The organism is Solibacillus sp. FSL H8-0538, assembly GCF_038003525.1.
Classification (GTDB): Bacteria; Bacillota; Bacilli; order Bacillales_A; family Planococcaceae; genus JBBOPI01.
Genome location: NZ_JBBOPI010000001.1, coordinates 2,557,425 through 2,570,110, shown reverse-complemented (window position 1 = coordinate 2,570,110; position 12,686 = coordinate 2,557,425). Strand labels below are relative to the sequence as shown.

Genomic DNA, 12,686 nt, shown 5'->3' with positions numbered 1-12,686 from the left:
TGATATGGAAATAAAAGCGATGTTGCCATTTCAGCGTTCGCTATTTATATTAGGCGATGTTGGTTCAGAGCGTTATTCATTGTTTCGCACTTATGCTTCAACTAATGCCAATTTAGAACGGTATTGGCATCCCGAAGATTCGGTATTCAAGCAATGTACATGGGTATTATTTTCAGCAGACCAACCACTTATTTATAAACAAACTGAGCAAGGCTTACAACCGCCTAAAAAAATTGTCCCTGGGGAAACGTATTATATTTCTGTTTTACCAGGGCAATTGCCTGTAAATACGAAGCTTGTATTTACACCGTATTTTTTAAATGAAGAGGATTTTAAAGCATATTATGATAATCATGCGCTTTTAAAACATTCAAGCGCTTTTATTTGGTTTGAAGGCTTTCCATATGGGAAGGCAGATACAGTACAACAGTTACGTTACTTACAGGATTTAGGTATTTCACAACAACAGTTGTCGATTGCGATTACTCAAATGGAAAGAAATTTTGTCATTACAGATATTGGGAATATTCAGCAGGGTATTGAAAACGCCAAAATGTATTTTATAGATAAACAATATCGTGTTTTACAGCAATACGCGATGATTCCGATACAACGAACACTGCTTTTAGAAGCATTGCGTCATGATGTAGACTATATCACTCAAATTGTCGAGCAAAAGCAAGAATTTTTAGAAAATCTACAGAGCAGTTTAATGTTCGTAGATGATGATATTCGCTTTGCATTAGAAGAAGTAGAATGGATTGTAAAACTTGAAAATTGCTTTAGCTACGTACATGTGAAGCAAAGTAAAACGATAGCATCCATTTGGATTAAGCAATTAAAACAGCTTTTTGAACAAACTGTTATACAAGCATTGGAGCAAGAGCTTTTCCATAGCTATCAATTAGAAAAAATTCAACAGGCGAATTGGACAGTAAAGGAACTCCGTCAAATAATAGAGGTATTATGGAAAGAGCTAGAAAAAAAATTGTCGTTAGATCGTCGAGAGCACACACTTTGTAAAAGCTATACTAGTCAACTAGATTATGAGCTTTCGACAATGAAAATGAAATCAACATGGTATGAGATTATTAACTACACAATGCAAAATCGGTTACCGAAAGAAATACATCGCTATTTAGAAAGTATTTGTAAAAAGTATGTTGAATTAGTCTAAAGAGAAAAGGAATGGTTTACGTGAATTTATTTCCATCATTTGCAGCCTTTGTCGCAGTAGCTGCACTTGTATTTCCACTTTATGAAGGAAATACAGGAAATATTGTATCGATTGTGGCAGGCGTACTTGTCGCTGTTTTTGTTGCGTTAGGTCACCAAAAGCAAGCACAGCAAAAGTATCAGTTTGAACAAGCAATACAAACATCGTCAGAAAAATTAGCTGGAAATTTTTCGAGTTATCAGCAGCAATTAAAGCAGCAAATATCAGAATTAGCAACAGCTACAAATGAGCAATTAATGGCTGTTTGGTCATCTACACAAAACGAATTAACTACTGAATCAAAAAAAACACAAGCAAAATCAGCAGAACTACTTCAGCAGTTAGAACAGCTACAAAAGCAACAAGGTGAGCTAGCAAATGACGTTAGCCAAAAACTACATAACTGGTTAACAGAGCAAAAAAATGTATCTGAGCAAACATTCACACAAGTTAAGGACGCACATAGTGAGCTTTTAACTAAAGTGCAGCAATCAAACGAAAAAATTGAGCAGCTTTGGAACTCACATCATCAAGAACAAATTGAAATTCGTAAAGAAGAGCGTGAGCATCTAAAAGAAACACAAGCAGTCGTGTCAAAATTAGTTGAAGAAAATGCTGCTGAGCTTAATGAAAAAATCGTCTCAGGCTGGGATGTAACACGTGAATCACTTACAGCACTACGTCAGCTTGAAAAAGAGCATGCGACACAACTTTTACAATCAGTCGAAAAAGCGAATGAAGAGATGCGACAAACGTTAGAAAATCAGCGTGATACATTTAATACGGCAGAAAAATTCTATACAGATACGTATGAGCAAATTAAAGACTATACAAGTCAGTTAGCAACGCATGAGGACACATTAGCACAGCATCATACACAATTAATCGAAACGCAAAATGTGATTAAGGATAGCATTACCTCTACATTAAATGATACGATGACGCAGCACCGTGATGTGTTAACAAATGCAGAGCAAACACTATCTGAAGGTATTAAGGAATTAGGGGATCAACGTGCGGTAGCAAAAGGAGACTTTGAGAATTTCTTAGCGGACTTCCTAGATTCAGTGGACAATCAAGAAAAGCAATCGAAAACATTGAATGAAACGTTGAAAACAGAAGTGTCGAGATTACTAGAGGACTCATCAGATCAATTGAATGATTTAGTTAAGCAATTATCCCGTACTACAGAAGCGAACAGTCAGGCGATGAAGGATGTACTAGATGGCTCAAAATCGATTATTGATGAAAATAATCAAGTATTACGTGCATTAAATGTTCAAACAGAGGAAACAAAAGCAACTGCGAAGTTATTAGAAAATGGCCTTAAAGAAATGTCTACATTAAACAACAAAGATATGGACATTTTACAGCGCTTAATGAGGTAATCTTATGAATACAGTGGAACGTGAAGCATACCAAGCTTTATCAATCGAATTGTTACTTGAAAAAAAGATTGAGCAATTTTTCAATAATCCAGAATATGATGTTGCAATTTTTCATGCGTATGCAGCGAAAAATTCAAAGCTAAAAAAACAGCTTGAATATATTGAAGCACTTATACCTATGGTTCGTGAAAATATCGCAACAGGTCAAATGAAGAGGGCATTAAAGCTGCTTGTTTCATTAGATGTTTTAATGGGGAATATTATACAAGTGAAATAAGAAGTTGGGATGTACAAAATTGTGAAAAATAAAATGTATTCTCCTTACACATCCTTTACACCCGCCACTCCACAAACCCAATAACCCCAACGTCACAGTGCATACTTAAAAGTACTCCTGAGACGTATCAAGGTTCAGATAAAATAAGTTCGAACCAACTGAAAAGCGCTTCAAATCCTTTAGTATAAAGGGTTTGAGGCGCTTTTCCTTTTTAATTAATATTTCAGTGGCAATGCTGATTTTATGACAAAAGCAACCCACGTATTTTGAATTAAATCCATTCAAAATGCGTGGGCTCTACCTTTTAATAGTATTCAATTTTATAAAAATGCTAAATTGTATCGGGACTCGAATCTACAAATATCTCACCCATTTGCTCAATAAGCATGATTATGTTTTTTGAACACTTTCTTCGATTATAAGCTGCATATTTTTTCTAGATTCCCCGCGTATTGTTGAAACAAATACGTTTAGTTAAAAAGTGTTTTCATAAAACCTTTTACTATCTCAATCTACCTTGTCACTCACTGATTTCCCTAACCATTTGTAGAAGAATAGATGGGATTTTTAATGTAATATTTTGTGAATTATTGAAAGGTCAAGTAGACTATAACTATGATGATTGACAAGGAGGTTTTTTGATGACAAGAAATATCGTTGCCTTAGTAAGAGGGGCCAATACACCCATTGCCAGGGATTCAATTCTCGAGATAGTAGTAGAGTGGAGCTACTCACCAGCTCCCCTAGATGTAAGTTGTTTTTTAGTCAATGCGGATGGGAAAGTTCCTTCCGATGACTATATGATTTTTTACAATCAGCCGTCAGATCCTGCAAACCTGATAAAATTGCAAGATACTGCACCAACGACTAAAATATTCTCACTTTCTCTACATTCGCTACAACAATCAAGCATTCAAAAGGGTGTCTTTGCGGTGACACTAGATGGTCGGGGGACTTTAAAAGAGGTACAAAACTTAAAAATCTCTGTTAAATCCTTAAGTGGTGAAATCCTTTTTGGCATTGATCAACTAAGTGAAGAAACCTCTCTCGTTTTAGCTGAAGTCTACCGTTATAAGGATTGGTTCAAGTTTAGAGGGATTGGCAAAGGATTTAATGGGGGACTTAAACCTTTAGCGGAAGCACATGGGGTTGTTGTAGAGGATGAAGCTCCTGAAGAAGTACCACCTGTAAACTTCCAATCAGCACCGTCTTCACCTGTAAATTTGACAAAAATTGATTTATTAAAGATAAAAGTAACCATCTCGCTAGAGAAGAACAAACTCACTACAGAAAAAGCCCGTGTTGCCGTTGTGTTTGACGCTTCAGGATCGATGGCCAATCTGTATAGTAAAGGGACCGTCCAGCGTGCTTTTGAAAGAGTGCTAGCAATCGCTGCGTGTATGGATGATGATAGTGTTTTAGATGTATGGTTTTTTGGAAATAAATTTATGCGGGCACCAAGTGTGACAGAAAGAGACTACGAGGATTATGTAAAAAGAACCTATCCACAACCGCGCTTGTTTGGCGGATTAGGATCTGGCAATAATGAGCCACGTGTGATGGCTGATGTGATTCACAAATTTACCAATGAAGAGCCGAATAAAGATCTGCCTACATATGTGATCTTTTTTAGTGATGGCGGAATTTATGAAGAAAAGAAAATTTCCAAGCTCTTAATTGACAGCTCGAAGGAAAATTTTTTTTGGCAGTTTGTTGGTATCGGAAATGCAAAATATGGCGTATTGCAAAATCTTGATAACTTACCAGGGCGTGTGGTTGATAATGCTAACTTCTTTGCCCTAGATGACTTAGATCAAATTAGTGATGAAGACCTTTATAATCGGCTGTTTAATGAGTTCCCTCAATGGCTGAAAGAAGCAAGACGATTAGGAATAACAAAATAGGGAGTCTAAATGAAGGATGAAAATCTGACGTACCTAAAAAAATAAAACTAATAAATACACCTTTCGTTGAAAAATAGGTATCCTACCTTTAAAAACTAACGTGGAGGTGTTTTTTCTTATGGAAATAAGAGTGAGTTATCCGGTAGAACTAAATTTGAAGGTGAATGAACGTAACGTTTTCTTCTCAGTAGGCTTTGAATATGTGAAAGCTTACTAGCGAAACATAAGTTACCGAAGCGTATTAATTTTACAAATAATGATTTAATGCTAAACTATCCAATGTGACGAAAACGATGAAAACGGGTAAGATGTACATTTATTAGTACATATTCTTTTATCTGTTATTGTAGGAGGAAATTCTTTATGAAACGTGTAGAAAATAAAGTAGCACTAATTACGGGTGGCGCATCTGGAATTGGTTTATCAGCTGCAACATTATTAGCAAAAGAAGGCGCAAAAGTTGTTATTGCGGACTTTAATATTGAAGGTGCAAAAGAAGTCGCAGAGTCTTTAGTAAAAGAAGGCTATGAAGCAGCAGCAGTATACCTTGATGCAGGTGATGCAAAATCTATCGAAAAAGCAGTTGCATTTACTGTTGAGCAATTTGGTACTCTAACAGTTCTATTTAATAACGTTGGTGGAACTAATTTACGTAAAGATTTAGATGTTTTAAACATCGATTTAGATGAGTGGGACCGTCTTGTGAACATGAACTTAAAATCAGTATTACTTGGTAGCCGTTTTGCTATCCCTCACATGCAAAAAGCTGGTGGAGGTTCGATTATTAACACGGCTTCAATGGCTGCTTTTGCAAGTGACCAAACACGTACAGCGTATGGTGCAACAAAAGCGGGCGTTGCAAATATGACTAAAAGTATTGCTACTCAATACGGGAAAGATAAAATCCGTTGTAATGCAATCGCACCAGGCCTTATTTTAACACCTGCTGCCAAGGCTAATATTCCACAAGGAATGCTAGATATTTATTCTAAATTCAATGCTCTACCATACCACGGTGAAGCAGATGATATCGGCCATGCCGTTGTATTCTTAGCCTCTGATGAATCTAAGTTCATGACAGGTCAAACACTTCAAATTGAAGGTGGCCATTACCTTGCAAACCCAACAATTGCAGATACAAATATTTGGATCGCAGCCCAACAAAAATAAGCATCATACAAGCGCTTACCTGTAAATTGGTGGGCGTTATCTTTTGCTTACTTCTATATATACAATCGTGATTTATCCAGTGAAAGTATAGTAGTTAATTTTACAATTTCCAACCACGTTTTAGTCCATAATTCTCGAGTTCGTTCATCCGCACCGTTAGCACTCCTTTCCTTCATTCGAGAATCAAAATGTTGACTTCATTATAACTTTTTGCTATACAAAACTTTTTTTCTGTAACATTTAATGGCTACCTCAATTTTATTACATAACCCTTATCCGTGGTGCATTTCAAGCAATCCTAACGTCGCCTTATAAAAACGGATATTTTATTTCGAATTGATTATTAAACTAAAAGTAACTGTTTATTTTGTTTTATTATAAAATTCTTGCAATTATAAGCTAATATATTATATTAGTTCATATTATTGACACAATCTCATGGTCACGTTATTATTGCTCATTGAAGTAACGTATGTCTTTAAAATTACCTCTAGAGTTTGATAGGGTCGAATGGCAGTCGAAAGTAATTTCCTTTAGCAGGCAATGCATAAGAGTAATATTTGAACTTTAATGGATAGTTATTCAAATCAAGGTGAAAGTTAGATGAATAAGAAGTAATTCTAAAACTCAATATAGTTGTTGAGCGCATATCAAATAATTTTTTATAAAGGAGCAATCATCATGAAAAAACTTGATGGGAAAATAGCAATCATTTCTGGTGGAGCAGGAGGCATTGGTAAGGGAATGGCAACTGCATTCGTGAAAGAAGGAGCAACGGTTGTTATTATTGACTTAAATGCTGAAGTCGGAAACCAAACAATAAAGGAATTACAAGAATATCAACCAGCCTCAATGTTTATTCAAGCAAATCTTACAGAGCATGCCAAATTGGGCGCTATCGTTAAAGAAGTTGCAGATAAATATGGGAAAATCGATATCTTAGTAAATAATGCACATGCATCTAGAATGAATTCGATTGAAGAAACGACTCAAGCAGATTTCGATTTATCATTTAATACTGGATTCTACCCAACATTCTACTTAATGCAAGCTGCACTGCCTTATTTAAAAGAAACACAAGGAAATATCATCAACTTTGCTTCTGGAGCTGGAATTAATGGAGATGTTAATCAAGCTTCTTATGCAGTTGCAAAAGAAGCGATTCGTGGAATTACTCGTGTTGCAGCGAATGAATTTGGTCCATTTGGTATCAACGTAAATATCATTGCGCCAATTGCTAAATCACCTGGTATGCTTCAATGGGCAGAAGAAAACCCAGAATATTATCAAGGAATGCTTGCAAAAATCCCTCTAAGAAGACTTGGTGAAATTGAGGACGATATCGGACGTGTTGCGGTATTTTTAGCGAGCGAAGATTCTTCTTATATTACTGGTCAAACAATCATGGTAGATGGCGGATCAATTAAATTACGCTAATAACGATTATTTTAATGTAGATGAATGGCATGTAGTCAAAGGGCATTCAAATTATATATTGGTATCTTTTCTATAAGAAATTAATCGTGCTTTTTAATCACTAAAATAAGGCCGTTTTGTGTGAACGAAACGGCCTTAAATAAATTTTGGAATGAGGATTTCACCATGAAACAACAAAAGAAAAAAATCCACTATGCTTGGTGGTTATTAATAGGTTTATCTATTATGGTCGGTGTAGGTAAAAATGGTATTTCAACTGCAGGTGGATTATTCTTAACACCTGTTACTCAAGACTTAGGTATTGGAATGGGTAGCTTAACTTTATACTTTAGTATTGCCTCCATTGTTACAATGATTTTCTTACCTATTGCAGGTAAATTAATGGCTAAATACGATATTAGATTGATTTTGATAACTGCCATCATTTTAATGGCTGGTTCATTCGCAATGTTTGGATTAATGAGTTCAGTTTGGGGCTGGTACTTATTCAGTATCCCAATGGCAATTGGTTCAATTTTTATCACACAAATGGCAGGTCCTGTTTTAATCAATCAGTGGTTTAAAAAACATAATGGTTTAGCAATCGGAATCATGGTTGCAATCGGTGGTATTTTAGGTGCAATCATTCAACCAACTGTAGGTAATTTAATTGATACCCAAGGCTGGAGATTTACGTATATTGCATTAGGTATAGGTGTAACCGCTATTATCATTCCAATTGTTTTATTCGTGATTCGAATGTCTCCTCAACAAAAAGGCTTACAACCATTAGGTATGGATGAAGCTAATTCAAGTGAAAATGCTTCTGCTGAACAAGATACAGCAAAAGGTGTTTCAGCTACAGTAGCAAAAAAATCTAGCGCATTTTTCGCATTATTGTCATTCTTCTTCATCATCACATCGATTGCAAGCTTTAGTCAACATATCGCACCATTCGCAATGGGAATTGGTTATGATATCAAATTTGCTGGTAGTGTACTAGGTGCAATGCAAATTGGCGTATTAATTGGTGCCCTATCTTTTGGTATATTAAGCGATAAAATTGGTGCAAAAAACACAGCGGTCTTCGCGATGTTATTAGGTTTAATTCCAGTAGGCATTTTTATAACTGTCCCTGAAAACCCAACGCTATTTACTGTAGCTATTGGTATTTTTGGTTTCGTTGTTGCATCACTTGGAACATTAGGTCCACTATTAACGACAGCGCTATTTGGCAATAAAGATTACAGTCAAATTTATTCTACTGCTGCGATCGGTTTAGCAGTAGCTGGTATTGTTGCATTACCTGGATACGGCTTTATTTATGAATTTACTGGTAGCTATACAATTGTTCTGTATGCACTTGCAGCTATGTTGATTATCAATGCAGTATTAGTGATCTTGGCGTTTAAAGGTAAAAAGAAATTAGAAAAAGCTGGTTTATGGAAATAATAATAATTTAAGAAAATCAAGTTTGTTCATTTTTTATTCGGATTAGGTAAAAATAGTCAATAGGGTATTCGTAATACCACTAGATTTGTTTCATTATAAGATTTCGCAAACAATAACCCTATCAATTGGGCTGAATCAATGGAACAAGTCGGTAGGCAATTAAAATAAAATTAACTGATCTTGAAATAGACTATATAGAAAAAAATAATCCTATGAAATAAAAAATGTCCTGCTGATTTTGTTTTCCTAAATTAATTTCTTTTACCCTATTAAAAGTTACGGTGAACCGTATTAATTGATTTTTAGAAAGAAAATTTGCCACTGCATCGTATTTTTAGTACATGTAGGCGCAGTCATCTCAATAATTATAAGAAGGAGGGGTATTGAATGGGAGTTGGACTCTTGTGCAATATCCCTCTTTTTAACTCTAGAGAAAATTATCAATAATGAGCTGTATATTCAAACGAATATTGGAGATTCTTGGGATTAATAATAGGCACAGGCTGTCTTGAAGTAGAGACATTTGTAAGGTAAGGTTTTTACGTAAGATGAATGATTTAACAAATTATTGATACGGTAGTCAATGTTAATGTGAAAAAATAAGGGTACTACCTCTCGTCCAATGTAAGAATTATTAATCTGTAAATAGTAAATACCCCCATATACGCTCCAGTTATTAAAAAGTAAGGATTAAGAAAAATTCGGTGAATTGTTGTCATAAATACAGCATTGTCAATAATAATTTGGTAAATAGAAGTTGAGACTAAAATTCCAAAAGCAAGGGTTGCTATAACAGCGAATATATTAAAAATCATTCGGAATATCCCTATATGATTCTGTAGGAAAAACATAATGATAGGAAAAGCTATGCTCGATATAATAAAAAAAATTTCAAAATGCCATCCTTCCTTTTATAAGACTGTATTCATAATTATTACCTCGAATGAAAATAAATAAACAATTTACTTCTTTGGAATATATTAAACCGTTTAGCTAATTAGTAGGTAATGCGAGTTCTTTACTTATGTGGATGGGAAAGTTATATTTTCTTCTCCACTAATAATTTGTTCAACACTAATGAATAGAAAATAAAAAGCAAACCATACTAATACAGATTCCACTTCCAATCGAACGAAACAGGAGGGTTACTACGATGAGTAGATCCGGTAAAAAAGATTCAAAATCAGAGGACGATCCGCCACGTTACAATTCGTGAAGGACTAAGTGTAATCGAGAGGCTTTCCCTAAAAATATGGGGAAGCCTCTTTTAGCTTATTTATAATCAAAATCCCACACCTCTATTACGAGTTGTGGGATTCATTCGTTTTGATTATTCTTCTTCTTGAAAATAGATTTTATAAAATTTGCGATTAGTTGCTTCATCATAGCCGACTTCAATCAATCCATCTACTTGTTCGATATTACGCACATTCACCTGAATTTCAATATTGGAGTCGAGTTTGATTTTGCGCTTAAATGTTTTTTCTGCCTTTGCAATCGCACTTTCTGAAATGACTGTTTCATAAGGTTTTACGGAATTGACGATGACCTCTTTTTGTACTGGTTCGGTGTTATCAAATACCGTTTTAATATAGTCATTTACCTGGAATTCTTCTTCATGCCTAAAATAATCGAGCGTTTTGTTTAAAAAGCCTAACTTCTCGGTATTCGTAAAACGCTCTTCTTTTAAAATATATTTTTTACATTCAGTTAACGCTAAGTTCGTTTTATGATAATGTTCATCCGCTACCTTAATCTTTAAAAAGCGCTCTTGCCAGTAGACAACATCTTCTTTCTTTTTGGTTTTCATAAAGACAGCAGGAGCTTCGTCGGTCCCCATTTCCACAATTACCGCCATATTATTAATTTTCTTAACATTGATACCATCAATGCCATGCACAACCATTTTATTTTGCTCGTTTTTCACATCTAAAAACATTTCTTTTTCATCAATTTTTACAATGGCAATGACCTTTTTGGCATCAGAAGACATAAAACAATTTTCGAATAAGCCAATAAATAATTCACCACTTTTAATATTTGGGTGCTGGGATGCACTATTTAAGTGTGTTGCGATATGCTTCGATTGTTCGAGGAAACTACTCTCATCCTCGAAAATAGATTTCGTATATGTGTACACTTCATTTAATCCTATATCCGATTCGTGAAAAAACTCGTATTGCTGCTCCCAATCGATTTTGTTGAACGCTAATTGTGTAAAGGCTGCTTCAAGCATGACCTCTGGACGCACGAAAGCCTCTTCGCCCAAAACAAGCGTATCACTCACATAATGTACGACATATTGTGCTAATTTACTTTCACTTACTTCTAACATGGTCTTCACCTTCTAATGATTAGTTGTAGATAATTTACCATACCATATCCCGCACAATATTTTCATGTATTTTACATAAAGTCATAATAATTTTTGGGTGTAAGCGATATGTATTAAAAAGATAAAATTCTAGCGATAGGTAATTTAATTTGGATCTACGTCAAGATTTTAGACACACTTTGCTTAACTTTTTTGTTGCGCAACATCCATTTTTTAGTGTTCCACATCCCGAGTAGCCCGTCAAAGTGAAAAGAGCCTTTGACCGCCTACTAGGGATGTAGAGCGGAAATGATAGGAAGTTGCGCCCGAAAAATGTGGTGGGGAATGTGTGGTTTTACCCTCGTTTATTATGCTGCTGCTCGGCACATTTTTTCATAGGCATCAGGTGTGAAATAACCAATGCTACCGTGAATACGTTTGCGGTTATACCAGCCCTCAATATACTTAAATAAGGCAATACGTGCTGTTTCAAAGCCATCATATCGCTTTCTATATACTTCTTCTTTTTTTAGCGTAGCGTGGAATGATTCGATACACGCATTGTCATAAGGGCAACCTTTTCGGCTAAATGATGGGATCATCTCATACTTCTTTAAGCGTTTTTGAAAATTTTCACTTGTATATTGCGACCCTAAATCTGTGTGGATAATAAGACCAGGTGCAGGCTTTTGGTCTGCCACAGCGTTGTCAAGTGCGTTTAAAACTAGATCTACCGTCATTCTACGGCCAAATTTATAGCCGACAATTTTCTTTGTATGTAGGTCTAAAACCGACGCCAAATAACACCAACCGTCACGCAGTGTGTGAATATACGTAATATCTGCCACCCATTTTTGATTGATGGCTTCGGTTGTGAAGTCTTGTTCCAGCACGTTTTCACGCGCCTCCACTGGTGTTTTCGATGACGCCGGTTTGTACTTTTTTGTAATGTTCGAACGAATGCCTGCTCGTTTCATAATGCGCTGTATGCGATCAATACTGCCTGTATATCCTTCTCGTTTCAGGATTTCAAAAATCTTTGGTGCGCCGTATCGCTCATCACTTTCTTTGTGAATAATTCGAATACGTGCCAGCAGTTTTTCATTGGCAACATGGTAGCTATTGGGCTTCTTCTGAAACGATTGATAATACGTACTTTTTGGCATCTTTAATACACGACACATCAACTGAACAGGTTGATGTTCGCTCTCTTTGGTAATATGGTCGATCAGCTCTTGGTCTTCTATTTTTGCGCGAATATGGTCATAGCCTTTTTTAGGATTTCTACCTCTTGTTTCAAGCGAAGGTTTTCTTTTTGGATCGCAACGACTTCCGCTGCAGTTAACTCGCCAGCCCCTTCAATTGGGGAATGTAGTTTAATCCATTTATAGATGGTTACTTCTGATACACCATATTCGCTTGATAGTTGGCTGACCGTTGTACCCGAGCGATAAAGCTCGACTACTGTTTGTTTGAACTCTTGATTATATTTTTTTTGACTCATGTTCGGACACGTCCTCTCGTTACCTCTATTTTAGTGAGTTAGGCG

Annotated in this window: 9 protein-coding genes; 7 read left to right on the top strand and 2 right to left on the bottom strand. The window is 35.7% G+C overall.

Going from position 1 to position 12,686, the window contains the following annotated elements:
- Positions 1-4: 4 nt before the first annotated feature.
- The 7 genes from MHH87_RS12210 (at position 5) to MHH87_RS12180 (ending at position 8,823) form a co-directional block, all read left to right on the top strand.
- Positions 5-1,177 (top strand): hypothetical protein, encoded by a 1,173-nt coding sequence (locus MHH87_RS12210; RefSeq protein ID WP_340749581.1) that lies wholly within the window; start codon positions 5-7, stop codon positions 1,175-1,177.
- An 11-nt stretch (positions 1,178-1,188) separates the two neighbouring features.
- Positions 1,189-2,604: a hypothetical protein gene (locus MHH87_RS12205; RefSeq protein ID WP_340749580.1), complete on the top strand. Its 1,416-nt coding sequence runs from the start codon at positions 1,189-1,191 to the stop codon at positions 2,602-2,604.
- 4 nt (positions 2,605-2,608) lie between these two features.
- Positions 2,609-2,881: a hypothetical protein gene (locus tag MHH87_RS12200; protein ID WP_340749579.1), complete on the top strand. Its 273-nt coding sequence runs from the start codon at positions 2,609-2,611 to the stop codon at positions 2,879-2,881.
- A gap of 641 nt (positions 2,882-3,522) precedes the next feature.
- Positions 3,523-4,785, top strand: coding sequence for a vWA domain-containing protein (locus MHH87_RS12195; protein ID WP_340749578.1), 1,263 nt, complete (start codon positions 3,523-3,525; stop codon positions 4,783-4,785).
- A gap of 363 nt (positions 4,786-5,148) precedes the next feature.
- Entirely contained in the window at positions 5,149-5,955 is an 807-nt protein-coding gene (locus MHH87_RS12190) for an SDR family NAD(P)-dependent oxidoreductase (protein WP_340749577.1), read from the top strand.
- 681 nt (positions 5,956-6,636) lie between these two features.
- Positions 6,637-7,392, top strand: coding sequence for an SDR family NAD(P)-dependent oxidoreductase (locus tag MHH87_RS12185; RefSeq protein WP_340749576.1), 756 nt, complete (start codon positions 6,637-6,639; stop codon positions 7,390-7,392).
- Positions 7,393-7,557: 165 nt separating this feature from the next.
- Positions 7,558-8,823, top strand: a complete 1,266-nt coding sequence (locus MHH87_RS12180; protein ID WP_340749575.1) for an MFS transporter — start codon at positions 7,558-7,560, stop codon at positions 8,821-8,823.
- A 1,330-nt stretch (positions 8,824-10,153) separates the two neighbouring features.
- On the opposite strand, the gene MHH87_RS12175 is transcribed toward MHH87_RS12180, so the two are convergent.
- Positions 10,154-11,158: a nucleoid-associated protein gene (locus MHH87_RS12175; protein WP_340749574.1), complete on the bottom strand. Its 1,005-nt coding sequence runs from the start codon at positions 11,156-11,158 to the stop codon at positions 10,154-10,156.
- 347 nt (positions 11,159-11,505) lie between these two features.
- Positions 11,506-12,641 (bottom strand): IS3 family transposase gene (locus MHH87_RS12170; protein ID WP_340749573.1). Its coding sequence is split into 2 segments (ribosomal slippage): positions 11,506-12,416 and positions 12,416-12,641, totalling 1,137 coding nucleotides; the frame shifts between segments, so codons are not numbered across the junction.
- Between the last annotated feature and the right edge of the window lie 45 nt (positions 12,642-12,686).